This window comes from Halomonas sp. McH1-25 (assembly GCF_022348165.1).
GTDB lineage: Bacteria > Pseudomonadota > Gammaproteobacteria > Pseudomonadales > Halomonadaceae > Modicisalibacter.
The window spans coordinates 209,814-235,674 of record NZ_JAKRFI010000002.1 but is presented as its reverse complement, the minus strand read 5'-3'; the positions used below and the strand labels follow the sequence as shown (position 1 = coordinate 235,674).

Below are 25,861 nucleotides of genomic sequence, written 5' to 3'. Positions count from 1 at the left end.
ATGCTCCGTGTGCGGATTATTCGCTCTTTCTATGCCGGGAGTGGGAGTGGATGGGCGGCAAGGGGCCTAGATTCTGACGTGCCCAATTCATTGCCTGGATCCTATTGTGCACCTTGATTTTGCGAAAGGTGTTGTAAAGGTGAGACTTGACCGTATGTTCGCTGACGAAAAGCTTGTCGGCGATTTCCGTGTTCGAGGCGCCAGAACCCAGCAGGCTAATGATTTCCTGTTCGCGATGGGTCAAGCTGCAGACCGGGCGATAGGCGTTGAGCTGCTGGCGACGATAGAACTGGATCAGTCGAGTCATCAATGACCGAGACATCCATAGATCGCCCTTGAGTAGAGCGTCGATACCCTTGCAGATCAGCTTAAGACTGTCGCGGCGGTAGAACACGCCGTGCAAGTGCAAGGCGGCGAGGATCTCTGCCGCGTGATCCTCATCGCGCAGATTGAAGGCGGCCAGAATGACGTGTTGGCATTCCACCGTATGGTGGTGCCACTGCTGCATGCTGTTTTCGTCCACATGGTCGGCATCGAGCAGCACCAGTTTGTTCTCACATTCGATGTCATCACTGACCTCGTGGGGCCCGACTGCCGATATCTGAAGTCCCAGCTGTTCCGATATGTAATCCATGAATAGCTGCGACTGGGGATTACAATCAGTGACTAGAAGAATCTTCGCGTTCCCTTGGCTCATGGTCCTGCTCCTGAAGTGTGACTAGTTCCGTTAAGTTACTGCATCCCTACTGCCATGAGGCTGCACTATAAAGGTTGTCGCTTTTTCACTTTTTGTAAAGCAATGTTACTGAAAAAAGGATATGAAAAAAACAACTGCACATCGGCGTTACTATGCATTTTTGTCGTGTAGCCCGAAGCCGCAAGGCACCAGGCCGCTAACCCAACGGTATGACTTATCCTGCCATGATTTCTATCAGCTCTTATCGTGGTAAGAAACTAGTTATTTACCAAATTCATGCATGAGAAATTGCATCTTGGTTTTATGGTTAAATAGTCAAGTACGTGCTCACTGCGGCGCTAGCCCGTAAAATAGGCAGATTTTCGAGGAGGAGTTTCCATGACCGTGACGCAGTCGCTCGTGCTGGCCAGTGGCAATCGTGGAAAGCTGAGAGAGTTCGATGAACTCCTGGGGCCATTGGGCTATGCCGTGCATCCCCAAGCGGATTTCGACGTCCCCGAGGTTGAAGAAACCGGGCTGACCTTCGTCGAGAATGCCTTGCTCAAAGCCCGCGAGGCGGCACGTGTCAGTGGCCTGCCGGCATTGGCCGATGACTCTGGGCTATCCGTCGATGCCTTGCAGGGCGCGCCGGGTATCTATTCGGCCCGTTATGCTGGCGAGCCCAAGGACGACGAGGCCAACAATTGCAAGCTTCTCGAGGCGCTGGCAGAGATTCCCGAAGGTCAGCGAACCGCTCGTTATTGGTGCGTTCTCGTCCTGCTGCGGCATGCCGAGGATCCGGTTCCCGAGATCGTTCAGATGAGTTGGGAAGGGGAAATCCTGGCGTACCCGCGGGGGACGGGAGGATTCGGTTACGATCCGCTGTTCTGGGTACCCGAAAGTGGCATGAGTGCCGCCGAGCTCAGCGCCGAGGAGAAGAACCGCTTGAGCCATCGGGGCAGGGCGCTGCGCCAGTTGGTCGATAGGTTGCGCTGATGTCAATGCTGCCTCCGCTTGCCCTCTACATGCATGTACCCTGGTGCGTGCGCAAATGTCCCTACTGCGATTTCAATTCTCATGGCATCGGACGTGGCGCCACGCTGCCGGAAGAGGCCTATCTCGAGGCATTGCTGGCGGATCTCGATGCTGACGTCGCGCTGGCCGGCGAACGTCCAATCGCCAGTGTGTTCATCGGTGGTGGAACACCCAGCCTGATGTCGCCAGCATTTTACGCGCGGTTCTTCTCGGCCTTGTCGCAACGGTTGCCGTTGGCCGCGGACTGCGAGGTCACGCTGGAAGCCAACCCCGGTACCGTCGAACAACAACGCTTCGCCGGGTATCGAGACGCGGGCATCAATCGCCTGTCGATCGGTGTGCAGAGCTTTCAGCCCAAGCAGTTGGAGGTCTTGGGGCGCATCCATAGCGGTGACGAGGCAAGGCGGGCTGTCGAGAGCGCACGACGGGCAGGGTTCGACAACATCAACCTGGACCTGATGCATGGCCTGCCGGGGCAGACGCTCGACCTGGCACTGGACGATCTGGAGCAGGCACTCGCCCTATCACCTGAGCATCTTTCTTGGTACCAACTGACCCTGGAACCCAATACCGAATTCCATTCGCATCCGCCGCGGCTGCCCGAGGATGATCTGCTCTGGGACATTCAGGATGCCGGTCATGCCCGGCTCGAGCAGGCCGGCCTGACACGCTATGAGATTTCCGCCTATGCCCGGCCGGGGCGCCGGTCGCGACACAACCTCAACTATTGGCGCTTTGGTGATTACCTTGGCGTTGGTGCCGGCGCGCATGGCAAATTGAGTCGCTGGGTCGATGACCAACTTATCATCGAACGGCGCTGGAAGAGCCGCCAGCCCGAAGCCTACCTGCGACGCATGAACGATCCACGCGGTTTCGTGGCTGGTCATCAGCGGATCGAGGAAGACGAGTTGCCTCTCGAGTTCGCCATGAATGCACTGCGCCTGGTCGATGGGGTCGACATGACGACCTGGACCGCGTCGACGGGGCGTTCGGCATCGTCCATGGAAGAACGTCTGACGTCACTGCGCCACCAAGGATTATTGGTGCAAGACGCCGATCGGATGCAGGCCACTCCTCAAGGCCTGTTATTTTTGAACGATCTTCTCGCCCGGCTCGCTCAGCAGAGTGAGGCGTGAGAAGAGGACCCATGCAGGAAAGGAGTTTGCAAAGGATGACCAAACAGTTCTGGCTGGCACTACCTCTGGCTACTGCCGTAGCGATGACCGGTTGTACGACGACGGATCCCTACTCAGGCGAAACTCAGCGTGCCAAGGCGACTACCGGGGCCGGGATTGGAGCGGCTGTCGGGGCCGTTGCCGGGGCACTGAGCGGAGACGGCAGTTCGAGTCGCCGCGACCGGGCCGTGATCGGCGCCGCTGTGGGGGCCGCTGCCGGCAGCGGCATCGGCTATTACATGGACCGCCAGGAAGCCCAACTGCGTGAGCGCCTGCAGGGTACCGGCATCGGCGTTGAGCGTCAGGGCGACAATATCGTACTCAACATGCCAAGCAGCGTGACGTTTGGCTTCGACTCTAGCGAGATCACGCCTGAAGCGCGTCAGGCCCTGAACGATGCGGCGGCCGTCATGCAGCAGTATCCGGAAACGCGCATCACCATTGCCGGACACACCGACAGCAGCGGCTCCGATGCTTACAACCAGCAGCTTTCGGAGCGCCGGGCTCAATCGGTAGGCAACTACCTCATGCAGAACGGCGTCGCTGCGCAGCGCCTGACCATGGTGGGATATGGCGAAAGCCAGCCGGTAGCCAGCAACGCCAACGAGCAGGGGCGTGCGCAGAATCGCCGCGTCGAAATCACGCTCACTCCCATGCAGCAACAGATCCAACAGCAGCAATAAGAACGCCTTCGCGCTACCATCCTGTGTTGCCAGGGCCCGTCGATCTCGGCGGGCCTTTTTCTTTGGAACATCGCCATGCTTGCCTATCAGCACGCCTATCATGCCGGTAACTTTGCCGATGTGCACAAGCACTTGACGCTGTATGCCACGCAGCGGAATTTGTTACGTAAAGAATCATCGGTTACGTATGTAGACACTCATGCCGGTCGGGGTCGTTATCCTCTGGCCGGAAAGGAGACGCAGAAACTCAAGGAGTACCAACAGGGAATTCTTCCCCTCTGGGAAGCGCGACGGGCATTGGGCGATAAGCATGATCTGCTCGAGGCGTGGTTTGCGGGACTGGATCGGGCTCAGGAAAGCCGGTCGGGACATGCGCTGACCCATTACCCGGGCTCGCCGTGGTGGCTAACGGATAGCCTGCGTAAGCAGGATCGACTCAGCCTGTTCGAGTTACATCCCGGCGAACACGATCATCTCGAGGCCCAGCCATGGCCGGTCAACGTGCGGCGCATTCACGCGGATGGCCTAGCGGGACTACGCCGATTGCTGCCGGTATCGACTCCCCGGCTGTGCGTACTGATCGATCCCAGCTACGAGCGCAAGGAAGACTACGCCGAGGTTGCCGACACGCTGGCCTACGTGGCCCGCAAGGCGCGTCATGCGCAGGTGGCGATCTGGTATCCCCTGTTGCCGGCGGGACGCCATCAGACGCTACTGGAACACGCACGAGACGCAGGCTTGCGAAAGTTATGGCGTAGCGAGGTGCGTCTGCACCCCCCCGGGGAGAGTCACGGCATGTACGGCAGCGGCATGCTGCTGTTCAATCCACCCTGGGGGCTGGACGAGACCTTGAATCGGGTATTCTCCGACGTGGTCGGCCTTTGGGGCCGAGAGGCCACCCACCGCGGCGACTGGTGGGTGGAGGAATGAGACCTGGCCCGGCTACTTGCCGATGCAGAACTCGCCGAAGATCTTGCCCAGCAGGTCGTCCGCGCTGAACTCACCGGTGATCTCGCCCAGCGCCTGCTGGGCTGCGCGCAGGTCTTCGGCCAGTAGCTCTCCCGCTCCATGGCCCTGCAACTGCGCTTCACCATTGGTTAGTGCGTCATCCGCCCGGTCCAGGGCATCCAGGTGACGACGCCGTGCGGAGAATCGGCCTTCCGTGGTGGCGCTGTAGCCCATCACGCTTTTTAAATGCTCCTTCAGGTTATCCACACCCGCTCCGGTCTTTGCGGACAAACGCAGGGTCGGCGGGGTTGTGGATAAATCGATACCCGGAGGCTCCTGACTCGCATCTATCTTGTTGCGCACCAAGGTGAGCCGCGACGGATCGGACAGCCTCTCCACGAACTCGGGCCAGATCGCCATGGGATCGCTCGCCTGGTTGGCGGCGGCATCCACCAGTAACAGCACGCGGTCGGCCTTCTCGATCTCGGCCCAGGCGCGGGCCACGCCGATCTGTTCCACGGCGTCGGGCGTGTCGCGCAGGCCCGCCGTATCGATGACGTGCAACGGCATGCCGTCGATATGGATATGCTCGCGTAGCACGTCGCGAGTGGTGCCCTCGATGTCGGTGACGATGGCGGTGTCCTGCTCGGTCAGGGCATTGAGCAGACTGGACTTGCCGGCATTGGGACGCCCGGCGATCACCACGCTCATTCCCTCGCGCATCAGCGAGCCCTGGCCCGCCGCCGCACGCACACCGGCAAGTTCCTGGCGGACCCCGTCGAGCATGGCGGCAACCCTGCCGTCTGCCAGAAAGTCGATCTCCTCTTCGGGAAAATCGATTGCCGCTTCGACGTACATGCGCAGCTCGACGAGGCGTTCGACCAGGGCAGTGATCCGCTGCGAGAACTCGCCCTGCAACGAGCGTAGCGCATTCTCGGCAGCGGCCCGCGAGCTGGCATCGATCAGATCGGCAATGGCCTCGGCCTGGGCCAGATCGAGCTTGTCGTTGAGGAAGGCGCGTTCGGAGAATTCACCGGGCCTGGCCAGACGTGCCCCGAGCTGGACGCAGCGCTCGAGCAACAGGTCCATGATTATCGGACCGCCATGGCCCTGGAGCTCGAGTACGTCCTCTCCGGTGAAGGAGTTGGGGCCGGGAAAGTACAGGGCGATTCCCTCGTCGATGATCCCCCCTTCGTGGCCCGCAAAAGGGCCGTAGTGAGCGTGACGAGGTGGCGGGCAGTGTCCCAGTACCTGGCTGGCGATCTCGCGGCTGGCAGGCCCCGAGACGCGAATGATGCCGACGCCGCCACGTCCGGGTGGCGTGGCCAAGGCGGCAATGGTGTCCTGGGTATAGAGAGGGCTATCGGGCATGAAAATTCTCGACGTTTGCCGACATTGTCGCGAGGAGAGGCCTTAAACGCCAGACCCCCGCACGGGGCGGGGGTCTGGCTAGGCAACAAAACCTACTTGGTCTTGTTGGCTGGGGCCGGGTCGGCCATCAGCTTGCGCGTGATGAACCACTGCTGCAGGATCGAGATAGTGTTGTTGACGATCCAGTAGATGACCAGGCCGGCCGGGAACCACAGGAAGAAGAACGTGAAGACGATCGGCAGCATCTTCATGATCTTGGCCTGGGTCGGATCCGGCGGTGTCGGGTTCAACTGCTGCTGCAGGAACATGGAAATGCCCATCAGGATCGGCAGCACGAAGTAGGGATCCTTCACCGACAGGTCGTCGATCCACAGGATGAACGGCGCATGGCGAAGTTCGACGGACTCGAGCAGCATCCAGTAGAGCGCGATGAAGACCGGCATCTGGATCAGAATCGGAAGACAGCCGCCCAGCGGGTTGATCTTCTCCTTCTGATAGAACTTCATCATCTCCTGGGACATCTTCTGGCGATCGTTGCCGTACTGCTCCTTGATGCGCTGCATCTCGGGTCCGAGCTTGCGCATCTTGGCCATCGACTTGTAGGCGGTGGCGGAGAGGGGGAACAGCACGAGCTTGACGACGACCGTCAGCACCACGATCGACCAGCCCCAGTTGCCGATCACGCTATGGATCTTTTCGAGCAGCCAGAACAGCGGGTTGGCGATGAACCACAGCCAGCCGAAGTCGACGGTCAGCTCGAGATACGGGGCGACTTCTTCCAGGCGCTCCTGCACTTTTGGCCCCAGATACAACGTGGCGTCCAGTGTCGCCTCGCTACCCGGCGCAATGGTATGGGTCGGGCTGGCAAAGGCGGCAACGTTGCGGTCACGGGCATCGGTTGTCGCGTAGTAGAGGTTCTGCTGGTCCTGGCCCGGAACCCAGGCAGAGACGAAATAGTGCTGAATGATCGCGACCCAGCCACCTTGGACGTCCTGATTGTTGAAGCTTCCTTCCTGGATCTCCTCGAAGTCGACCTTCTCGTAGTGACTTTCGGGTGAGGAGTAGGCGGCGCCGAGGAACGAACTCATGCCCATGGAAACGCCACTGGTCGGGTCCGGACTGTTGTCGCGGGCCAATTGGCCGATGAAGCGGGCCGTGACCGGTTCTTGGCTTTCATTGGCCAGGTGATAGCTGACGTTTACCGCGTAGCTGTCGCGTTCGAAAGTGAAGCGTTTGATGATATCCACACCGCTGACTTCAGCGGCGAGATCGACGGTCAGCCTTTCTTCGTTGGGACCGAGTCGGTAAGTGGTCCGCTCCGGCGTGAAAGCGATGCGTCCCTGATGATCCTCCAATTGCAGGCCGGACTTGGCGACATAGCTGCGCACCTGGTTGTCGGACAGCAGCACGAAGGGATGCTCGGAATCCTGGCTGCGCAGATGCTGCGGCAGTGCCGCGTAAACGATATCGCCACCTTGAGGATCGATGCGTACGTCGAGTACGTCGGTGGCGACCTGGACGAGGCTGCGGCGATTATCGGTCGTACCCTCGCCCGGCATATTGCCGCTGGCGGGGCTAGCCGTGGCGTCCGTTGGTGCCGCCAAGCCTTGTTCATCCGTCGCGGCGGCGTCATTGCTGCCAGGCGGTGCTTCGCTAACAGTAGGGGCGCTAGGGACGTTGACGTTAGGCTGGCCGTAATCCTGATTCCATTGGATTACCAGCAGGTAGGCGAGTACCGCTAGCGGTATCACGAGAAGAAGTCGTTTTACATCCATGGGGATCTGCCCGGTGGGGTGATGGATCAATCTGGCGGCTTCGTTCAGCACCGATGACCGGAATGGGCATGACGAGGCCGCGCTGCTGCTGTCCGGTCAAGAGAGTGAGGAGACGGCCATTTGCTTGCGGACATCCTTCTCCAGTCGACGCCACATGCCGTAAAGCTGGCGATGCAGTGTCTCGTTGTCCAGATCGTTAACGCCACGGCGTGCCAAAACGACGATATCCACAGCGGGCAAGCGATGTTGCTGCAGACGAATGGATTCGCGCACGAGGCGTTTCAGGCGGTTGCGATCGACGGCCCGACGAACGTTCTTCTTGCTGAATACCAGCCCCACCCGTGGATACCCCAGCGCGTTGTCACTGGCCAGTGCCAGCAACCCCTTGCCATGGATCTTGTAGGAGGCCTGGTCGAAGACGCGCCGATATTCCCCGGCGGTCAGCAGACGCAGTTGCCGGGGAAATCCCTGACAGGACATTTGCAACCGGGATCAAGCGCTCAGACGCTTGCGACCCTTGGCGCGACGACGCGCAATGACCTGACGGCCATTCTTGGTGGCCATGCGAGCGCGAAAGCCGTGCACGCGCTTGCGCTTCAGAACGCTGGGCTGAAAAGTGCGTTTCATAACTGCTGTTTCCCACGTGGTTAAGTGAACGAGAGGTCAAACGGAGTGCCCGGGTTCCGAACGGGAACCCGGGCGGATTCGGTTCAAGGTCGGGAATTCTAGTGAATTCGCAAGCTGCGTGCAATTTTTACGCGCATTTTATCCACACGTGGTTTTGACACGTCTGGCTCGAAGGCGTTTCAACCGCACGTCGAGCTTGCGTCATCGGAGCGCAATGTAATCCACGCTATCCATACATTCACTACAATAACGTTTGGTTTCTTAATGATGTTGTTATTAATACTGTGAGCAATATATGTGGATAAGCGTTAAAAACAATTTATAATTAATGCGTTACGGCGATAACATCGCTGTGGACGACCTGCGTGCAGGCGGTGTGCCGCACGGGGATATCGGTGTGGATAATTTTGGATTCATCCACAGGCATGACTTATCCTTCCTTATATACCTTACCTGTCCACCTGGCTGAAGAGTAGTTTTCCACAGGGAGAAATGGCTTGGCAGCGTGTGGATAACTCACTCCGAGAGCGATACAATGCCCGGTCATTCGCTAACTGGATGGTGAGGTCGCGTGTCGGTCGCTCTTTGGCAACAATGTCTTGGCTTTTTGCAGGACGAGCTGAGTTCACAGCAGTTCAATACCTGGATTCGCCCTTTGCAGGCGGAGGAAGGTGACACCAACGAGCTAAGCCTGTTGGCGCCCAACCGCTTCGTTCGCGACTGGGTCAGTGACAAGTACCTCAAGCGCATCAACGAATTGCTGCGTGAGCTGTCGCCGGCGAAACCTCCCAAGGTCATTCTGGCGGTCGGCAGCCGGCGTGCGGCACCCAGTCCTCAGCCCCGCGACCTGGGCAGTCCTGTCTCGGCCAGTCGTTTTCAGCAGCCGTCAGCGCCGGCCGTGCATGCTTCACCGCGTGGGGACTATGCCGACGAGCAGGAGATAGAACAGCTGCGTGAGGAAACGCCCCGGCGAGGCGCAGCAGGGGAGCGGCAGGTTCAGGTCGAAGGTAGCCTCAAGCACCAGAGCGGTCTCAATCCCAACTTCACCTTCGATACCTTCGTGGAAGGCAAGTCGAACCAACTCGCACGGGCCGCCTCGCGACAGGTGTCGGAAAATCCCGGCGGTGCCTACAACCCGCTGTTCCTTTACGGGGGCGTCGGCCTGGGCAAGACGCACCTGATGCATGCCGTCGGCAACCAGCTCGCCGGACAGCGCGAAAATGCCAAGGTCATCTATCTGCACTCGGAACGCTTCGTGGCGGACATGGTCAAGGCGCTACAGCTCAATGCCATCAACGATTTCAAGCGCTTCTATCGCAGCGTCGATGCGCTATTGATCGATGATATCCAGTTCTTTGCCGGCAAGGAGCGCTCCCAGGAGGAGTTCTTTCACACCTTCAATGCGCTGCTCGAGGGGGGACAGCAGATGATCCTCACCTCGGACCGCTACCCGAAGGAGATCAGTGGTGTGGAGGAGCGCCTCAAGTCGCGTTTTGGTTGGGGACTGACGGTGGCGATCGAACCGCCTGAGCTGGAAACGCGCGTGGCGATCCTGATGAAAAAGGCCGACCAGGCCAAGGTCGATCTGCCCCATGATGCGGCATTCTTCATTGCCCAGAAGATTCGTTCCAACGTGCGCGAGCTGGAAGGCGCGCTGAAGAAGGTGATCGCCGATTCCCACTTCATGGGCAAACCGATCACCCAGGATTTCATTCGCGAGTCCCTGAAGGATCTGTTGGCCCTGCAGGACAAGCAGGTGGGCGTGGATAACATCCAGCGCACCGTGGCCGAATATTACAAGATCAAGGTTGCCGATTTGCTCTCCAAGCGGCGCTCGCGCTCTGTCGCACGGCCGCGTCAGGTCGCCATGGCGTTGGCCAAGGAGTTGACCAATCACAGCCTGCCGGAAATCGGCGATGCCTTCGGCGGTCGCGACCACACCACCGTGCTGCATGCCTGCCGCAAGGTTCTGGCGCTGCAGGAGGAGAGCGCCGATATCCGCGAGGATTACAAGAACCTGCTGCGATTGCTGACCAGCTGACACACGGCAGTCATCGTCATGCGATGGCACAATGATGCCCAGGAACCCAGTCCAAGAGTGGAGCCTTCATGAAATTTTCCATCTCCCGCGAAGCGTTGCTGCGTCCGCTGACGCTGGTCGCCGGTGTGGTCGAGCGTCGCCAGACTTTGCCGGTACTGTCCAATGTGCTTCTCGAGGTACGCGATAGCCAATTGTCTCTGACCGGTACCGACCTCGAGGTCGAACTGATCGGACGCACCGAGCCCAACACGGTCGACGAACCCGGATCGGCGACCGTACCGGCACGCAAGCTGATGGATATCTGCAAGTCGTTGCCGGATCAGTCCGAAATCAACTTCAGCCTGGAAGAGGGGCGCGCGGTGCTGCGGGCCGGTCGCTCTCGGTTTACCCTGTCGACGTTGCCAGTGGCTGAATTCCCCAATATCGAGGATGGCCAGAGCACTCAGGAACTCAGCCTGCCGCGGGGCACGCTGAAACATCTCATCGACTCCACGGCCTTCGCCATGGCGCAGCAGGACGTGCGCTACTATCTCAATGGTATGCTGCTGGAGCTGGGCCATCATATCGTGCGCACGGTGGCAACCGACGGGCACCGTCTGGCAGTCTGTTCGCGGTCGGCGGATATCGATATCGATCCGGTGCAAAAGCTGATCGTGCCTCGCAAGGGCATCCTCGAGCTGGCCCGTCTGCTGGACAATAGCGATGAACCTGTCAACCTGACGCTGGGCGCCAATCATGTCCGTGCCCACACCGGGGAGTTCACCTTTACCTCCAAACTGGTCGACGGCAAGTTCCCCGATTACGAGCGAGTCATTCCGCGTGGTGGCGACAAGGTCTTCATTGCCGAGCGCGCCGAATTGCGCCAGGTTCTGTCGCGCACCTCGATTCTCTCCAACGAGAAGTACCGCGGGGTACGTCTGAACCTGGATGCAGCAAACCTGCGTGTCATGGCCAACAACCCGGAGCAGGAGGAGGCCGAGGAGAACGTTTCCATCGAGTATGATGGGGCGGCCATGGAGATCGGTTTCAACGTCGGCTACCTGATCGACGTACTCAATGCCCTCGGCGAGGATCGCGTGCAGATGACCCTGTCCGATCCCAACAGCAGCGCGATCATGGAAGAGCCGGGCGGTGGCGATACCCTGTACGTCGTCATGCCCATGCGTCTCTAATCCCTTCCGACCGGCGGCGCCTTCGTGCGCCGCCGCCGAGCGTGACGATGCCTCTCGATCGTTTGACCTTTCTGGGCCTGCGTAATCTCGATTCGCTGGACATGCGTCCGGCGGTTGGAATCAACTTGATCTTCGGCGCCAACGGTAGCGGCAAGACCAGCGTGCTGGAAGGCGTGCACATGTTGGGCATGGGACGCTCTTTCCGCACGCAACAGATCAAGAATGCCATTGGCCATGATAGCGATGCCCTGGTGCTGCATGGTCGCCTGGCGGGGCCGCCTCCGCTGCCTTTGGGCGTACGCAGGCAGCGGACTTCCAGTGAGTTGGAAATGCGCATGGGGGGCGAGCGTGTTGCCCGTGTGGCGCAACTGGCCGAAGCCCTACCCCTGCAGCTGATCAATCCCGATGCTTTCCGCCTGCTCGAAGGCTCGCCAGCCTCCCGGCGCGAGTTTCTGGACTGGGGTGTGTTTCACGTGGAACACGACTTCTTTAGTGTCTGGAAAGGGTTTCGACGGGCATTGAAACATCGGAATGCCCTGCTTAGGCATGATAGAATTGACGTTCAGTCCATCAAGGTCTGGGAGCGCGAACTCGTGCAGTGGAGCGAGCGGCTCGACGCACTGCGTGAGGCTTATGTAGAACGCTTTCTGCCGGTCTTCGAGGAAACGCTGGCAGGGTTGCTGCCGTTGCCCGGTCTGACATTGAAATATCATCGGGGATGGGATCGCAGCCGCCCGCTGGCCGATGTGCTGGACCAAGGGCGCCTCAGCGACACCCAAATGGGGTTTACCCAGCAGGGACCGCAGCGTGCCGATCTGCGTATTCGATTGGCGCGTCGTCCGGCTGTGGAAGTGCTGTCCCGAGGCCAGCAGAAGCTGGTGGTCAGTGCCATGAAGCTGGCACAGGGGCGCCTTCTGGAAGCCATGACAGGGCGAACCTGCGTGTATCTTATCGATGACCTGCCCGCGGAGCTGGATCTCGAGCATCGTCAGGCATTCTGCCGCTGGCTCGAACGCATGCAGTGTCAGGTCTTCATCACCAGCGTCGAGCGCGAAGCGCTTGCCGGTCTGTGGCAGCCGGAAACCTCAGTCGCAACGTTTCACGTGAAACAAGGGCGGCTCGTAGACCATGGACAGTATGACTTCACGACGGAGTAGCCAATGAGCGAACAGGCTTACGACTCATCGAGTATCAAGGTTCTCAAGGGCCTGGATGCGGTACGCAAGCGTCCAGGTATGTACATCGGCGATACCGACGATGGGACTGGTCTGCACCACATGGTGTTCGAGCTGGTGGATAATTCCATCGACGAGGCATTGGCGGGTCATTGCAGCGAGATTCGTGTCATCATCCACCCCGATGAATCGGTCACAGTGAGCGATAACGGGCGCGGCATTCCCACCGACATTCACTCGGAAGAGGGGGTGTCGGCGGCAGAGGTGATCATGACCGTGCTGCATGCCGGTGGAAAGTTCGACGACAACTCCTATAAGGTTTCCGGTGGCCTGCATGGCGTCGGGGTCTCGGTAGTCAATGCGCTCTCCGAGGAACTCAAGCTGACCATCTGGCGCAGCGGCGATGTCTACGAGCAGACCTACCAGCACGGGGTGCCACAGGCGCCGCTGGCGGTGGTCGGCCAGACCGAGCAAAGTGGCACTCGGGTACATTTTCGTCCTTCCCAGGAGACCTTCACGCACATCGAGTTCCACTACGACATACTCGCCAAGCGACTGCGCGAACTGTCGTTTCTGAACTCCGGTGTGGCCATCCGGCTGCTCGACGAGCGTAGCGGCAAGGAAGAGCTGTTTCATTACGAAGGTGGTCTCAAGGCGTTCGTCGACCATCTCAACACCAACAAGACCTCGCTGAATCCGGTATTTCACTTCAATGTCGAGCGTGAAGATGGCGTAGGCGTCGAAGTGGCGATGCAGTGGAACGACACTTTCGCCGAAAACATCTTTTGCTACACCAATAACATTCCGCAGCGTGATGGCGGGACGCACCTGGCCGGGTTTCGTGCGGCGCTGACACGTTCATTGAACAACTACATCGAGGCCGAAGGACTGCTCAAGAAGGCCAAGGTCAACACCACTGGCGATGATGCCCGTGAAGGCCTGACGGCGATCGTCTCGGTCAAGGTGCCCGATCCCAAGTTCTCCTCTCAGACCAAGGAGAAGCTGGTTTCATCAGAAGTCAAGACGGCCGTCGAGCAGGAAATGGGACGGCAGTTTTCCGAATATCTGGTCGAACGCCCCAACGAAGCCAAGGCGATCGTCAACAAGATGCTCGATGCTGCGCGTGCCCGCGAAGCGGCGCGCAAGGCGCGTGACATGACCCGCCGCAAGGGCGCGCTGGACATTGCTGGACTACCCGGCAAGCTGGCCGACTGCCAAGAGAAGGATCCTAGCCTGTCCGAACTCTACCTGGTCGAGGGCGATTCGGCGGGCGGCAGCGCCAAGCAGGGCCGTGACCGGCGTACCCAGGCGATCCTGCCGCTGAAAGGCAAGATCCTCAACGTCGAGAAGGCGCGCTTCGACAAGATGCTCTCGTCGGCCGAAGTGGGCACGCTGATCACGGCCCTGGGCTGCGGCATCGGGCGAGAGGAGTTCAATCCCGACAAGCTGCGCTACCACTCGATCATCATCATGACCGATGCCGATGTTGACGGTTCGCATATCCGTACGCTGTTGCTGACGTTCTTCTTCCGTCAGATGCCGGAGCTGATCGAGCGTGGCCATGTGTTCATCGCCCAGCCGCCGCTCTATAAAATCAAGCGCGGCAAGCAGGAGATGTATCTCAAGGACGAGCAGGCCCTGCTCGACTACCTCACATCGACTGCCCTGGATGGGGCGCGTCTGCATGTGCAGGCCGACGCGCCGGGAATTGGCGGCGAGCAGCTCGAGGGACTGGTCGGGCAGTACCGTGACGTGATGAAGCGCATCGATCGGTTGTCGCGCGTCTACCCCAACGAGGTGCTGCGCAAGATCGTTCATGCGACCACCCTGAAGGGAGAGGAGAGCCTCAAGGATCGCGTGACCATGCAGCACTGGATCGAGTTCCTGCAGGCTGAAATGGATGCGCTGGTGGCCTACGAGGGCGGCCCGCGCCATGTCTTCCAACTTCAGGAAGACATCGAACGCGGCATTTTCCTGCCGAGCGTGGCTCTCACGGCCCATGGCGTGACGACGGATTATGTCTGGGGCCTGGATTTCTTCCAGAGCGTCGACTATCGCGCCATGGCGGCACTGGGCGAGACGCTCAATGGTTTGCTGGAAGAAGGTGCCTATGTATCGCGGGGCGAGCGCAGCAAGCCGGTAAGCAACTTCTACGAGGCCCTTGAATGGCTCATGGCGGAAGCCCAGCGAGGCTTCTCCATCCAGCGCTACAAGGGTCTGGGCGAGATGAACCCGGATCAGCTGTGGGAGACCACCATGGATCCCGATACGCGTCGCATGTTGCGCGTGACCATCGAGGACGCCGTAGCGGCCGATATGATGTTCAACACCTTGATGGGCGACGAAGTCGAACCGAGGCGTGACTTCATCGAACAGAATGCGCTGGTGGCCAACTTGGACGTATAAATCGCCCGACGCAGCATTGGGTGGCTAGCTGGGCCCGGTCTCGCAAGAGACCGGGCTTTTTCATGGTCACTCAGATTGCGGCACCCAGCAGTGCAAATTGCTGCGCAGCAATTTCGCTGGTTTCGTTCGGAAGAGGTATTTATAGAGGGTAGCTCTAGAGCGGGCTGTGCTTATTCAGAATCGGTCCGGTGACAGCCGGCTGAAAGGAATCGGCGTTTTCAGCGTATGTTTCACGTGAAACATACGACGCTCTCGTGACGCATGCAGCTCAGGGGTAGAATGCATAAGCACGTTTTGCTTGGGCAGGGCTCGCAAACGAGCAATTGCTGAGATGACGGCGTCGGGACAAGAGCGAAAGGTTAGAGATGGATGGTCAACCCGGCAGCGTTACGACGATTGCCCCTCGATCCGTAGCAACCACCGTATGTTCATATTGCACGACAGGGGCGAAGGGCTCGCTATAGAGGGTCCAGCCGTCGTCTCCCTCTGTGGCCCAGCGACCGCCCCTCGACAGGAAGGGCTCGATGGTTAGTACGAGTCCCTTGTTGATACGTCGCTTTTCGCCCCGTGTAGGCCAGGTCGCAATCTCCTCGGGGTATTCGTGCAACGATCGACCCACACCATGGCTGGCGAGATTGCGGATCAGCGTATAGCCACGATCCGCAGCAAAACGTCCGATAGCCGTTCCGATGCCCGCTAGTGGCTTTCCACTACCAACCTGTGCAATTCCGATCTGCGTGGCACGCCTGCCGTCACGACAGAGACTGTCTAACGAGGGAGTTACAGGTGCGACACGATAGGTCGCTCCGGTATCTGCAAAGTAGCCGTTTTTCGATGCCGATACGTCGATGTTGACCAGATCACCTGGCATGATCACTCGCTTACCCGGGATACCGTGAGCAATTTCTTCGTTTACGCTGATGCAGGTCGTTCCCGGGAAACCGTAACTGGATTGCGGCGCGGACAAGGCTCCTTCACGCTCCAATAGACCTTTACCGATTTCATCCAATTCCCGCGTCGTCATGCCTGGTTCCATCGATGCCGCCATGGCCTGCATGGTATTGGCGACAATGCGACCGATTTCCTTTAGGCCGTCCAGTTCGCTCTGTTTCGTGACCGTCATTGCTGGGCCGTCCTCCAAGTGAAAGACAGTTAGCGGTAGTGCCGGGGATGTCTACCTAGCTCGTTGCCCGGCATTCGCGCAATGTCAGAATATGGGGCTATGACTTCCCCGAATCGATTACAGATGTTGCGGCGAGCCGGCCGGCTGAAGAAAGTAAGCGAACGCAGCCAGGTCATCGAATATCTGTGCATCGCCAAATCCTCCCTCGGCCTCCGTTCGTTTGCCCTTGCCGGTGCGTACCAGCACGCGATGGCAACCCTTGCTTTCGCCTGCCTGCAGATCGCGCAGGCTGTCGCCAACCAGCCAGGCGCCATTGAGGGTTTCTAGCTTCAACACATTTTGAATCTCGTCGAGTAGACCGACACGCGGTTTACGACAGAGACAGTCATCGTCGGGGCCGTGTGGGCAGTAAGCGATATGCATGATGTCGCCCCCGGCCTCGCGAACGAGCGCCAGTAAGCGCTCATGCATGCGGGCCAGTTCCGCCTCATCGTAGTAGCCTCGGGCGATACCGGACTGGTTGGTCGCCACAGCGACCATCCAACCATGCCGGGCCAGGTGGGCGATGGCCTTGATGGCCTGAAGGTAGGGCTTCCACTCATTGAGGGACTTGATATAGTCATCGGAATCCTCGTTGATGACGCCATCGCGGTCGAGGATCACCACTTTCTGCGGTGCCAGATCGTAGGGCTGTGTTGGCAGCGGCTGCCGGCTCATGGTCAAGAAGCCTCCCGTCATGTTTCACGTGAAACATTAGTGTCTGAGATTTACGTTTCACGTGAAACAACACTTATGAAAAAGGCCGGCAGACGCCGGCCTTCGTCTTTCGCTCAATATAGAGAATGCGTTATTGCTGCAGTTCGGCAATGTCCGCGACTTCGAGGAACAATCCTTGCAGGTTGGCCAGCAGGGCCAAACGATTGCGACGTACGGCCTCGTCATCGGCCATGACCATCACCTTGTCGAAGAAGGTGTCGACCGGTTCGCGCAGCGCGGCCAGGGCATCCAATGCCTCGCTATAGCGGGCCTCGGCGAACAGCGGGGCGACTTCACGGCGACGAGCCTCGAGGGCATCAGCGAGGGCACGCTCGGCATCTTCGACAAGTAACTCGTTAGCTACGTGAGAAGACACATCGCCGCCTTGCTTGGCCAGAATGTTGGAAACTCGCTTGTTGGCCGAGGCCAAAGCAGCCGCTTCCTCGCGCTGGCTAAACGCGTGCACGGCACGGATACGGCGGGCGAAGTCCAGCGGCCGGGTGACCGGACGCGAGCGCACGGCGAGATAAACCTCGACGGCAATGCCTTCGTCCTGGGTCCAGGCACGGAAACGGTCGAGCATGTACTCGAGCACTTCCTCGACCAAGCCCTCGGCCTTGGGCAGGTCGCGATGCTGGGCGGCGGCCTGCGTGAGGAGTTCACGCAGGTCGAGATCGAGCTGGGCCTTGATCAGTATATTGAGAACGCCGATGGCGGCACGCCGCAGGGCGAATGGATCCTTGGCGCCGGTGGGGCGCTGACCGATACCGAAAATACCGGTCAGGGTATCGAGCCGGTCGGCCAGCGCCAGGGCCAGGCCGGTCTTGGTCTGCGGGATAGTGTCACCGGCGAAGCGCGGCAGGTACTGTTCCTGCAGGGCCATCGCGACGTCCTCGGGCTCGCCGTCGTGGCGGGCGTAGTAACAGCCCATGATGCCCTGCAGCTCGGGGAACTCGAGAACCATTTCGCTGACCAGGTCGCACTTGGCGAGCTGGGCGGCACGTGCTGCATGCTCGCTGTCGCCCTCGATGCGTTCGGCGATGTAGCGGGCCACGGCGGCGCTACGTTGGGCCTTGTCGGCCAGGGTGCCGAGCTTCTGCTGGAAGACCACGCTGGAGAGGCCGTCGCGACGCGAGGCGAGGCTACGTTTGAGGTCGGTCTCGTAGAAGAACGCGGCGTCGGCCAGGCGCGGGCGGATGACCTTCTCGTTGCCTTCGATGACTTGCTGCGGATCGCGGCTGTCGATATTGGCGATGGTGATGAAGCTCGGCTTCAGCTTGCCGCTTTCATCGAGCAGGTGAAAGTATTTCTGGTTGGCCTTCATCGACGAGACGAGGCACTCGGCAGGCACCTCGAGGAAGCGTTCGTCGAAGCTGCCGGCCAGCGCCACTGGCCACTCCACCAGGCCATTGACCTCATCGAGCAGGTCCTCGTCGATCACCGCCGTAGCCTCCTGGACTTCGGCTTCGGCCAGTACCTGTTCGCGGATGCGTTCGCGGCGTCGCCGACTATCGGCAAGCACATAGGCATCCTCCAACGCCGCCAGATAGTCGTCGGCATGGCTCAGGGTGATGGCCTGCGGCGCATGGAAGCGGTGACCATGGGTCTCGCGGCCGGCTTTCAGGCCGAGGATCTCGGCATCGATCACGTCATTGCCGTAGAGCATGACCAGCCAGTGCACGGGGCGCGAGAACTCGATGCGCGAGGCCCCCCAGCGCATATTCTTGGGGACCGGCAAGGCGGCAACCGTATTGGCGACGATCTCGGGCAGCAGCGACGTTACCGCTTCGCCGGATTGCTCGAAGCGATAGCCCAGCCAAGTGCCTTTATCGGTTTCGAGATGGATCAGTTCGTCGACGCTTACGCCACAGGAATGGGCAAAGCCCTGAGCGGCCTTGGTCGGCTCGCCATCCTTGAACGCTGCCGCCAGAGCCGGGCCGCGGCGTTCGACCTGACGATCGGGCTGCTTGTCGGCGAGGTCATCGATCTGCACGGCCAGGCGGCGCGGCGTGGCGTAGGCACGTACGTCGCCGAACTCGACCTCAGCGTTGCGCAGTCCGGCGGCAATGCCGGAGGCCAGTGAATCGGAAAGACTGTCGATGGCGCCCGGCGGCAATTCCTCAACGCCCAGTTCGACCAGTAAAGTGTTGGCGGCCATGCTTACGCATCTCCCTCTTCGGCTAGCGGCTCTTGGGCAAGTAGTTCCTGGCGCAGGGCATCGGGGGCCATGGGGAAACCGGCGGCCTTGCGCGAGTCAAAATAGGCGTGGGCCACGTCACGGGCCATGGTGCGCACACGCAAGATGTAGCGCTGACGCTCGGTCACCGAGATGGCGTGACGGGCGTCGAGCAGGTTGAAGGTGTGTGAAGCCTTCAGCACCATTTCGTAGGCGGGCAGGGGCAGGTTGGCCTCGAGCAACTTGGCACATTCGCTTTCGAGGTGGTCGAAGCCGGCGAACAGGGTCGGTACATCGGCATGTTCGAAATTGTAGGTCGATTGCTCGCGCTCGTTCTGCAGGTAGACATCGCCGTAGGTAACCCGAGAACCGTCGGGCGCCAGGGTCCACACCAGGTCGTAGACACTATCGACGTCCTGCAGGTACATGGCGATGCGCTCGAGCCCGTAGGTCAGCTCGCCGGTCACCGGATAGCACTCGATGCCACCGGCCTGCTGGAAATAGGTGAACTGGGTCACTTCCATGCCGTTGAGCCAGACTTCCCAGCCCAGGCCCCAGGCGCCCAGGGTGGGCGACTCCCAATTGTCCTCGACGAAACGGATGTCATGTACCAGCGGGTCGAGACCCAGACGTTCGAGGGAGCCGAGGTAGAGTTCCTGAAAGTCGGCTGGGGAAGGCTTCATTACCACCTGGAACTGGTAGTAATGCTGCAGGCGGTTGGGGTTTTCGCCGTAGCGCCCATCGGTAGGGCGACGCGACGGTTGCACGTAGGCGGCATTCCAGGTTTCGGGGCCGATGGAGCGCAGGAACGTGGCCGGGTGGAAGGTCCCGGCGCCGACTTCCATGTCCAGCGGCTGCATGATCACGCAGCCCTTTTCGGCCCAGTACTGCTGCAGGGCGAGGATCAGGCCCTGAAAGGTTGTCACGTCTGGCGTCGACTGTGTCATTGGTGAAGCACCGTTGGCCCATGAATTCATAAACCGTCGAGTATACAATCAGCGGCTAATCGGTTATAGGCACCGGGGGAGAATGTACCTGCGCTTCGATCATACGGCGTTGAATACCTCCTCAAGATGCACATTCACTAAAGCAAACTCCGCTTTCTCGTCAGTCTTCGCCTTGTCTGACCATCGCTCGAAGACATTCTCTGATCAGCTGCGGAGTGACAACAGAAGAGGGAGAGACATGATCGTAGTGACGGGCGGCGCGGGTTTCATCGGCGCCAATCTGGTCAAGGCGCTCAACGCGCGCGGCCGCAACGACGTGCTGGTGGTCGACGACCTGAGCGACGGCACCAAGTTCGTCAACCTGGCCGGCTGCACGCTTGGCGATTATCTCGACAAGGATGATTTCCTACGTCGCATCCAGGCCCAGATGCATGGCGAGGATGGCGGTCTGCCACCCATCGAGGCCATTTTCCACGAGGGCGCCTGCTCGGATACCACCGAGTGGAACGGCAAGTACATGCTCGAGAACAACTTCGAGTATTCCAAGGTTCTGCTGCACTATTGCCAGAAGCGCGGCATTCCGTTCCTGTACGCCTCGTCGGCGGCTACCTATGGCGGCAGCGAAGTGTTCGTCGAGGCGCCCGAGCATGAGAAGCCACTCAATGTCTACGGCTACTCCAAGCTGCTCTTCGACCAGTACGTGCGTGCGCGCTGGCACAACTTCACCAGCCAAGTGGTGGGTTTCCGCTATTTCAATGTCTACGGGCCGCGTGAACAGCACAAGGGCAAGATGGCCAGCGTCGCCTACCATCACCACACCCAGGTGCGCCAGGGCCAGAATCCGCGTCTGTTCGGGGCCTGGGACGGCTACGAGGCGGGCATGCAGAGCCGCGATTTCATCTATGTCGGCGATGTGGTCGACGTCAACCTGTGGTTCCTCGACCATCCAGAGCGGTCCGGTATTTTCAATCTGGGCACCGGGCGTGCCGAGCCGTTCAAGGCCATTGCCGAGACGGTGATCGACTATTACGGCAAGGGCGACATCGACTACATCGACTTCCCCGACGAGCTCAAGGGACGCTATCAGAGCTACACCCGTGCCGACATCTCGCGCTTGCGCGAAGCCGGCTACAGCGCCGAGTTCCGCACGGTACGCGAAGGCGTGACTGCCTATCTGGAATGGCTCAATGGCTGAGACGGTGACAGCGGTCGGCGAGCGGATTCTGGTCGTGGGGCCGTCCTGGGTCGGCGACATGGTCATGGCTCAGAGCCTGTTCAAGACGCTCAAGATGCACCGCCCCGGCTGTTCGGTGGCGGTGCTGGCACCGGGATGGTCGCAGCCGATCCTCGAGCGCATGGCGGAGGTCGACGAGGCTGTTGGACTCGACGTCAAGCATGGCGAATTCGGCTGGCGGTCCCGTCAGGCGCTGGCCCGTTCGTTGCGTGGACGCTTCGACCACGCCATCGTGCTGCCGCGCTCGTGGAAGTCGGCGTTGGTGCCGTTCCTGGCAGGGGTACCGCGGCGCACGGGGTTCACTGGCGAGCAGCGTGTGCTACTGCTCAACGAACGGCGACGATTGGACAAGACGGCACTCGATCAGACCGTCAAGCGCTTCGTGTCGCTGGGCCTGCCCGAGGCGCAGGCGGCGCGTGGCGACTTTGCGATTCCCCGGCCCCATCTGGAGGTCGATGCCGCCAACCTCGCTACGTTGCAGGCCAAGCATGGCCTGGGCGAACGGCCGGCGATCGCCATGATGCCGGGCGCCGAGTTCGGCCCTTCCAAGCAGTGGCCGCTGGAACATTTCCGCCGCCTGGCCGAACAGCTGGTTGACGCGGGTTTCGAGCTTCGGGTGATGGGCGGACCCAAGGATGCCGAAGCGGGCGAGATCATTGCCGGTGGGTTGGCGTATGCGTTCAATCTGTGTGGTCGTACACGCCTGGCCGATGCCGTCGATCTGTTGGCCGATTGCCGCCAAGTGGTGACCAACGACTCCGGACTGATGCATGTCGCGGCGGCTGTCGGCACTCGAATCCATGCCATCTACGGATCGACCTCGCCGCGTTATACGCCGCCACTGACCGACAATGCCTGTATTCATACCCTGGCGCTGACCTGTTCGCCGTGCTTCGAACGTACCTGCCCGTTGGGCCACACCCATTGCCTGCAGCAACTCGCCCCCGAACGCTTGTTACGTGCCATTCAGGGGTAGCGTCGGGCTAGCCGCTGACGTCGTCGGCCTGCTTCCACAGGCGCTGCTGCAGCGCGCGCTCCTCGAGCAGGCGCTCGTTGAAGCCTTCCAGGCCGTGGCGTTCGACCAGGGTCTGGGCCGGCGATAACAACGATGCGCCCAACCCCGCCCGATGCGAGGGGACCTTGAAACCCATGGCCTCCAGCAGGGTGGGCAGGGTATCGACGGTCGACGCCTCGCGCTGGATCACGCCTTGGGGCAGGCCATTGCCGAACATGATCAGGGTGTTCTCGCGTGGTCCCTCGATCAGGCGCTGCCAGGCGGAATTCTTCATCGACAGGTGGTCGCTGGCCACCACTACCAATGTATTCTCCAGCAAGCCCTCGGCCTCGAGACGCTCTATGAAGCGACGCGCCAGGAAGGCGCTGCATTGCACCGAATAGAGGATGTCGACACCGTCGAACTCGCCCTGATGGTCGTAGCAAGACTGCGCCGGATAACCGTAGGGCGGATGCCCCGACAGGGTCAGTCCGACAAAGGCGAACGGGCCGGTTCCCGCAGCCAGTTGACGAACCTCTTCGAGAGCCATGTCGAGCAGCGAGTCGTCGTTGATGCCCCAACTGTTGACGTACTCCGGATCCTCCAGGCGCTTTTCGAGCTGTTCGCGCCCGAACATGCGATCGAAGCCATGGCCCTTGTAGAACAGGCCTTTGCCGGCGAATGCCAGACTGGCGCCGCCCATGAACGTTTGCCGATACCCCTGTGCATCGAGCAGGTCGCCGAGACAGTTAACGCCGGGCACTACGTGATTTAGCGGCTCGAACTGGTTGTCGTGAATCAATCCCGCCGGCATCAGCGGCGTGCCGCACTGACTGGCGATCATCCCGCCCATGGTCCAGCCAGTGTTCTCGATCTGTCGCACGCCGTGGAATACCAGACCGCGCTGGCCGAGCGCCTCGAGATCGTCGTAGACATCGCCAAAACGGGCTTCATCGGCATAGGTGCCTTCGATGCTTTCCAGATAGAGCAGGATCAGATTGGGCGGGTTTTCCGGTGCCGCCTCGATGGTCGGCGGAAAGTAGCGCCGGTCCAGCCAGGCCCCGTCTTCGGTGACGATGGCGGCCCCTTGGCGGGTGATGCCGAACAACAACGGGTTGAAGGCCAGCAGAAACATCACCAGCACCTTTTCGAGCAGGCGCCAACGGTGATCGACGCGCACCAGCCAGGTGAAGGCGGCCAGCATGAGCAGGCCGGCCAGGGTGTGCACGATGGCGATCAGAATTCGCCCGGTGCCGCCATGGTCGGTCACGCCTGCCTGAAAATGGAAGACGATGGCCGGGAAGTCCACCTTGCCATAACTGTCGGAGACGTAGACGCACAGCCACCACAGCGCCAGGGGAAGCAGCGACCAGGGCCAGACTTTGTCGGGGGCTCGGGCCTGTTTCGGTGCCCCCCAGCGAAACGCCCAGGCCAAGGTCAGCCAGAGCCCCAGGATGGGTAGCGTCAACAGGTGGGGCAGGGCGAGCACGGTGGTTGTGGCATAACCGAGACACAGCCCGAGAAGGGTCAGTGACGGCCATCGATACCCGGGATGACGAATCGACATCGTTGCAGTGTCCTCTCAGCAGTGCCGAAAGAGTAACAAGCCTGTCGTGGAATTGTCATAAGCAAACGGGACGGTCATGCCTCGTCGGGGACCAGCAAACGGCGATACAGCGAGAGGTAGCGCTCGGCCATGGCGGCTGGCGTGAAGCCTTCCAGACGCTGCCGGGCCCCGGTCGTGAGACGTAGGCAACGCTCCGGGTCGTCGAGCAGGTCGACGATGGCCCGGGCCAAGGCACCAGCATCGTTGGCCGGCACCAGCACGCCGCTGCGGTCATCGACGACGATGTCGGGAATGCCGTCGACATCCGCGGCGACGATCGGCACGTCGTGGTCCATGACATCGAGCAGAATCGAGCCCAGCCCTTCGTTACGGGAAGGAAAGGCGAACAGCGCCATGGCCTCGAGATAGTCGCCGACGTTGCTGCGAAAGCCCTCCCAGACGAGGTTGTCCAGGTCGGCGCTTTCCTGCTTGAGCGCCGCCTCGTCCTCGCCTTGCCCCAGGCACACGAACAGCAGTTCGGGATGCGACTCGCGCAGCTGACGGGCGGCGTCGATCAACAGACGCTGGCCCTTGTGGCGGTCGACCAGGGCGCCGATATGACCGACGACACGTCGTCCGGCGAAGCGTTGGCGCAATGCCTCGACCTGTTGTGAGTCGCTGGGCAGGTGCGACAGGGCACTGGGAATGCGCGCGATGGGGCACCAGGCCAGGGCATCGAGATGCTGTTCGATGATCCGGGAGATCGCCACGGCGCAGGCGGCCGAGCGATAGGTGAGTCGATTGAACGGCTTGTTCCTGACCGGCTGCGGTACGCGCCGGGTCAGGAGATATGGCGTGCCGCGCAGCCGCCGGTGCAGGTAGGCCCAGTGCACGGCCTTGGCCTCGTGGGCGTGAACCAGGTCGGCGCGCGCGCCGCGGAAATGGCCGGCCAGCTGATGGTCGGCATGCAGGATGGCGACATCCACATCGGCCAGCGCCTCCGGCAGCGGCGAATCGTGGCGGCAGACCAGGCTCTGGCCGATGCCATGTGCCGCCAGGGCGCGAATCAGCAGCACGGTCTGGCGTTCGCCACCGCGAAAGCCCTTGGCGAGATTGACGTGGCGCACATGCAGTGGCGTGGACGACGTCACCATACCCGGTCGAAGTCCTCGCTCTCGCGCACCTTGCGGTCGCGCTGGTACTCGAGCAGCTTGGCGTACTTGAGGTAAGCGTTCACTGCGGCGGAAAGGGCTACGGAGACGCCATCGATGCCCGACATGAAGCCGCGCTGGAAGACGTACTTGCGCACGAAGGCATTGGCGCCGTGCACGAACGGCGACAGGGCGTTGGCCCGCTTGCCCTTGAGGTACATGATCTTGGCTGCGCGGGTGGAGAAGCGGCCGCTGGCCTTGGTGAACAGCTCGCTCAGGTTGGCGAACGAGTAGTGCTCTATATCGGCATTCAGTCTGTCGACGTCCCGGGTCGTGACCGAGGCGTGCTGGCGGCTGTCGGAAAAGCCGCTGCGCTCGCGGTCGTAGAGGCGGATGCAGTAGTCGGGATACCAGCCGCAGGTCCGGATCCAGCGCGAGCCGACGAAGTTGCGCCGGCGCAGGGCAAAGCCCGCCCGGGTCGTCGTGTCCAGATCGAGCTGCAAAATGGCTTGCACGGCGTCGTCGGTCAGGCGTTCGTCGGCGTCCAGCGAGAGTACCCAGCGATGGCTGGCCCGGGCCGGGCCGACGTTCTTCTGCGGTCCATCGCCGAGGTAGGGCTGGGCGATGACCCGGGCGCCGGCGCGTTCGGCAAGTTCGCAGGTGGCGTCGCTGGACCCGGAATCGACGACGATCAGCTCATCGCAGACGCGTGCCAGCGATGCCAGGCAAGCCTCGATATTGTCGGCTTCGTTGAGCGTGATCACCACGCCGGTAATGGCGGCCATGGGTTCCTCTCGTTGTGTAGCTCGCCGGCTCCGGGCACTTGAGAATCCGGAAGCTTCGGGGTGGA

The 25,861-nt window shown here is 60.8% G+C and carries 22 protein-coding genes; 10 read left to right on the top strand and 12 right to left on the bottom strand.

Going from position 1 to position 25,861, the window contains the following annotated elements:
* Positions 1 to 16 precede the first annotated feature (16 nt).
* On the bottom strand, positions 17 to 697 hold the full coding sequence (locus tag MHM84_RS07540; protein ID WP_239264394.1) for a LuxR C-terminal-related transcriptional regulator: 681 nt from the start codon (positions 695 to 697) through the stop codon (positions 17 to 19).
* A 378-nt stretch (positions 698 to 1,075) separates the two neighbouring features.
* Here MHM84_RS07540 and MHM84_RS07535 point away from each other — a divergent pair, with 378 nt between their 5' ends.
* From MHM84_RS07535 to rlmJ, 4 genes are all read left to right on the top strand, one after another.
* On the top strand, positions 1,076 to 1,672 hold the full coding sequence (locus MHM84_RS07535; protein WP_239264392.1) for an XTP/dITP diphosphatase: 597 nt from the start codon (positions 1,076 to 1,078) through the stop codon (positions 1,670 to 1,672).
* Complete coding sequence (gene hemW / locus MHM84_RS07530; RefSeq protein WP_239264390.1) at positions 1,672 to 2,847, top strand: radical SAM family heme chaperone HemW; 1,176 nt, start codon at positions 1,672 to 1,674, stop codon at positions 2,845 to 2,847. Before MHM84_RS07535 ends, hemW begins: the two co-directional genes overlap by 1 nt.
* A 35-nt stretch (positions 2,848 to 2,882) precedes the next feature.
* Positions 2,883 to 3,569 carry an OmpA family protein gene (locus MHM84_RS07525; protein WP_239264388.1) on the top strand — a complete coding sequence of 229 codons (687 nt, stop codon included), beginning with the start codon at positions 2,883 to 2,885 and terminating at the stop codon, positions 3,567 to 3,569.
* 75 nt (positions 3,570 to 3,644) lie between these two features.
* Positions 3,645 to 4,499: a 23S rRNA (adenine(2030)-N(6))-methyltransferase RlmJ gene (rlmJ, locus tag MHM84_RS07520; RefSeq protein WP_239264386.1), complete on the top strand. Its 855-nt coding sequence runs from the start codon at positions 3,645 to 3,647 to the stop codon at positions 4,497 to 4,499.
* 12 nt (positions 4,500 to 4,511) lie between these two features.
* On the opposite strand, the gene mnmE is transcribed toward rlmJ, so the two are convergent.
* The 4 genes from mnmE to rpmH all read right to left on the bottom strand — a co-directional run bounded on the left by mnmE (position 4,512) and on the right by rpmH (position 8,290).
* Positions 4,512 to 5,888, bottom strand: a complete 1,377-nt coding sequence (mnmE, locus tag MHM84_RS07515) for a tRNA uridine-5-carboxymethylaminomethyl(34) synthesis GTPase MnmE (RefSeq protein WP_239264384.1) — start codon at positions 5,886 to 5,888, stop codon at positions 4,512 to 4,514.
* 92 nt (positions 5,889 to 5,980) lie between these two features.
* Positions 5,981 to 7,663, bottom strand: coding sequence for a membrane protein insertase YidC (yidC, locus tag MHM84_RS07510; RefSeq protein ID WP_239264382.1), 1,683 nt, complete (start codon positions 7,661 to 7,663; stop codon positions 5,981 to 5,983).
* 96 nt (positions 7,664 to 7,759) lie between these two features.
* A complete protein-coding gene (gene rnpA / locus MHM84_RS07505; protein WP_239264380.1) occupies positions 7,760 to 8,143 on the bottom strand; it encodes a ribonuclease P protein component in 384 nt (127 codons plus the stop codon).
* A 12-nt stretch (positions 8,144 to 8,155) separates the two neighbouring features.
* Positions 8,156 to 8,290 carry a 50S ribosomal protein L34 gene (rpmH, locus tag MHM84_RS07500; RefSeq protein ID WP_019019264.1) on the bottom strand — a complete coding sequence of 45 codons (135 nt, stop codon included), beginning with the start codon at positions 8,288 to 8,290 and terminating at the stop codon, positions 8,156 to 8,158.
* 571 nt (positions 8,291 to 8,861) lie between these two features.
* Here rpmH and dnaA point away from each other — a divergent pair.
* The 4 genes from dnaA to gyrB all read left to right on the top strand — a co-directional run bounded on the left by dnaA (position 8,862) and on the right by gyrB (position 15,084).
* Entirely contained in the window at positions 8,862 to 10,331 is a 1,470-nt protein-coding gene (dnaA, locus tag MHM84_RS07495; RefSeq protein ID WP_239264378.1) for a chromosomal replication initiator protein DnaA, read from the top strand.
* A gap of 68 nt (positions 10,332 to 10,399) precedes the next feature.
* Entirely contained in the window at positions 10,400 to 11,503 is a 1,104-nt protein-coding gene (dnaN, locus tag MHM84_RS07490) for a DNA polymerase III subunit beta (RefSeq protein WP_239264376.1), read from the top strand.
* Positions 11,504 to 11,550: 47 nt separating this feature from the next.
* Complete coding sequence (recF, locus tag MHM84_RS07485) at positions 11,551 to 12,660, top strand: DNA replication/repair protein RecF (RefSeq protein ID WP_239264373.1); 1,110 nt, start codon at positions 11,551 to 11,553, stop codon at positions 12,658 to 12,660.
* 3 nt (positions 12,661 to 12,663) lie between these two features.
* A complete protein-coding gene (gene gyrB / locus MHM84_RS07480; RefSeq protein ID WP_239264370.1) occupies positions 12,664 to 15,084 on the top strand; it encodes a DNA topoisomerase (ATP-hydrolyzing) subunit B in 2,421 nt (806 codons plus the stop codon).
* Positions 15,085 to 15,457: 373 nt separating this feature from the next.
* Here the strand turns inward: gyrB and map are convergent, their stop codons facing one another.
* The 4 genes from map to glyQ all read right to left on the bottom strand — a co-directional run bounded on the left by map (position 15,458) and on the right by glyQ (position 20,086).
* Positions 15,458 to 16,207 (bottom strand): type I methionyl aminopeptidase, encoded by a 750-nt coding sequence (gene map / locus MHM84_RS07475; protein ID WP_239264367.1) that lies wholly within the window; start codon positions 16,205 to 16,207, stop codon positions 15,458 to 15,460.
* A 117-nt stretch (positions 16,208 to 16,324) separates the two neighbouring features.
* Positions 16,325 to 16,924: a D-glycero-beta-D-manno-heptose 1,7-bisphosphate 7-phosphatase gene (gene gmhB / locus MHM84_RS07470; RefSeq protein WP_239264365.1), complete on the bottom strand. Its 600-nt coding sequence runs from the start codon at positions 16,922 to 16,924 to the stop codon at positions 16,325 to 16,327.
* 130 nt (positions 16,925 to 17,054) lie between these two features.
* Positions 17,055 to 19,121, bottom strand: coding sequence for a glycine--tRNA ligase subunit beta (gene glyS, locus MHM84_RS07465; protein WP_239264363.1), 2,067 nt, complete (start codon positions 19,119 to 19,121; stop codon positions 17,055 to 17,057).
* A gap of 2 nt (positions 19,122 to 19,123) precedes the next feature.
* Complete coding sequence (gene glyQ, locus MHM84_RS07460) at positions 19,124 to 20,086, bottom strand: glycine--tRNA ligase subunit alpha (RefSeq protein WP_239264361.1); 963 nt, start codon at positions 20,084 to 20,086, stop codon at positions 19,124 to 19,126.
* 238 nt (positions 20,087 to 20,324) lie between these two features.
* Between glyQ and rfaD the strand changes: the two genes are divergently transcribed.
* Together rfaD and waaF are read left to right on the top strand one after the other, a co-directional pair.
* Positions 20,325 to 21,281: an ADP-glyceromanno-heptose 6-epimerase gene (gene rfaD / locus MHM84_RS07455; protein ID WP_239264359.1), complete on the top strand. Its 957-nt coding sequence runs from the start codon at positions 20,325 to 20,327 to the stop codon at positions 21,279 to 21,281.
* Positions 21,274 to 22,296, top strand: a complete 1,023-nt coding sequence (gene waaF / locus MHM84_RS07450) for a lipopolysaccharide heptosyltransferase II (protein WP_239264357.1) — start codon at positions 21,274 to 21,276, stop codon at positions 22,294 to 22,296. Before rfaD ends, waaF begins: the two co-directional genes overlap by 8 nt.
* A gap of 7 nt (positions 22,297 to 22,303) precedes the next feature.
* Here the strand turns inward: waaF and MHM84_RS07445 are convergent, their stop codons facing one another.
* From MHM84_RS07445 to MHM84_RS07435, 3 genes are all read right to left on the bottom strand, one after another.
* The gene (locus tag MHM84_RS07445) at positions 22,304 to 23,881 is read right to left on the bottom strand and encodes a sulfatase-like hydrolase/transferase (RefSeq protein ID WP_239264355.1); all 1,578 of its coding nucleotides are present in this window, start codon (positions 23,879 to 23,881) and stop codon (positions 22,304 to 22,306) included.
* Between the two features lie 74 nt (positions 23,882 to 23,955).
* On the bottom strand, positions 23,956 to 25,014 hold the full coding sequence (locus MHM84_RS07440; RefSeq protein WP_239264353.1) for a glycosyltransferase family 4 protein: 1,059 nt from the start codon (positions 25,012 to 25,014) through the stop codon (positions 23,956 to 23,958).
* Entirely contained in the window at positions 25,008 to 25,796 is a 789-nt protein-coding gene (locus tag MHM84_RS07435) for a glycosyltransferase family 2 protein (protein WP_239264351.1), read from the bottom strand. Before MHM84_RS07435 ends, MHM84_RS07440 begins: the two co-directional genes overlap by 7 nt.
* Positions 25,797 to 25,861 lie beyond the last annotated feature (65 nt).

What these genes read in the sequence shown, in the direction of transcription:
- yidC (WP_239264382.1), bottom strand. Translation starts at nt 7,663, where the DNA reads ATGGATGTAAAACGACTTCTTCTCGTGATACCGCTAGCGGTACTCGCC.
- dnaN (WP_239264376.1), top strand. Translation starts at nt 10,400, where the DNA reads ATGAAATTTTCCATCTCCCGCGAAGCGTTGCTGCGTCCGCTGACGCTG.
- rfaD (WP_239264359.1), top strand. Translation starts at nt 20,325, where the DNA reads ATGATCGTAGTGACGGGCGGCGCGGGTTTCATCGGCGCCAATCTGGTC.
- glyQ (WP_239264361.1), bottom strand. Translation starts at nt 20,086, where the DNA reads ATGACACAGTCGACGCCAGACGTGACAACCTTTCAGGGCCTGATCCTC.
- MHM84_RS07535 (WP_239264392.1), top strand. Translation starts at nt 1,076, where the DNA reads ATGACCGTGACGCAGTCGCTCGTGCTGGCCAGTGGCAATCGTGGAAAG.
- MHM84_RS07540 (WP_239264394.1), bottom strand. Translation starts at nt 697, where the DNA reads ATGAGCCAAGGGAACGCGAAGATTCTTCTAGTCACTGATTGTAATCCC.
- waaF (WP_239264357.1), top strand. Translation starts at nt 21,274, where the DNA reads ATGGCTGAGACGGTGACAGCGGTCGGCGAGCGGATTCTGGTCGTGGGG.
- rnpA (WP_239264380.1), bottom strand. Translation starts at nt 8,143, where the DNA reads ATGTCCTGTCAGGGATTTCCCCGGCAACTGCGTCTGCTGACCGCCGGG.
- gmhB (WP_239264365.1), bottom strand. Translation starts at nt 16,924, where the DNA reads ATGAGCCGGCAGCCGCTGCCAACACAGCCCTACGATCTGGCACCGCAG.
- rpmH (WP_019019264.1), bottom strand. Translation starts at nt 8,290, where the DNA reads ATGAAACGCACTTTTCAGCCCAGCGTTCTGAAGCGCAAGCGCGTGCAC.
- recF (WP_239264373.1), top strand. Translation starts at nt 11,551, where the DNA reads ATGCCTCTCGATCGTTTGACCTTTCTGGGCCTGCGTAATCTCGATTCG.
- MHM84_RS07435 (WP_239264351.1), bottom strand. Translation starts at nt 25,796, where the DNA reads ATGGCCGCCATTACCGGCGTGGTGATCACGCTCAACGAAGCCGACAAT.
- MHM84_RS07445 (WP_239264355.1), bottom strand. Translation starts at nt 23,881, where the DNA reads ATGTCGATTCGTCATCCCGGGTATCGATGGCCGTCACTGACCCTTCTC.
- MHM84_RS07525 (WP_239264388.1), top strand. Translation starts at nt 2,883, where the DNA reads ATGACCAAACAGTTCTGGCTGGCACTACCTCTGGCTACTGCCGTAGCG.
- gyrB (WP_239264370.1), top strand. Translation starts at nt 12,664, where the DNA reads ATGAGCGAACAGGCTTACGACTCATCGAGTATCAAGGTTCTCAAGGGC.
- rlmJ (WP_239264386.1), top strand. Translation starts at nt 3,645, where the DNA reads ATGCTTGCCTATCAGCACGCCTATCATGCCGGTAACTTTGCCGATGTG.
- glyS (WP_239264363.1), bottom strand. Translation starts at nt 19,121, where the DNA reads ATGGCCGCCAACACTTTACTGGTCGAACTGGGCGTTGAGGAATTGCCG.
- MHM84_RS07440 (WP_239264353.1), bottom strand. Translation starts at nt 25,014, where the DNA reads ATGGTGACGTCGTCCACGCCACTGCATGTGCGCCACGTCAATCTCGCC.
- map (WP_239264367.1), bottom strand. Translation starts at nt 16,207, where the DNA reads ATGACGGTCACGAAACAGAGCGAACTGGACGGCCTAAAGGAAATCGGT.
- hemW (WP_239264390.1), top strand. Translation starts at nt 1,672, where the DNA reads ATGTCAATGCTGCCTCCGCTTGCCCTCTACATGCATGTACCCTGGTGC.
- mnmE (WP_239264384.1), bottom strand. Translation starts at nt 5,888, where the DNA reads ATGCCCGATAGCCCTCTCTATACCCAGGACACCATTGCCGCCTTGGCC.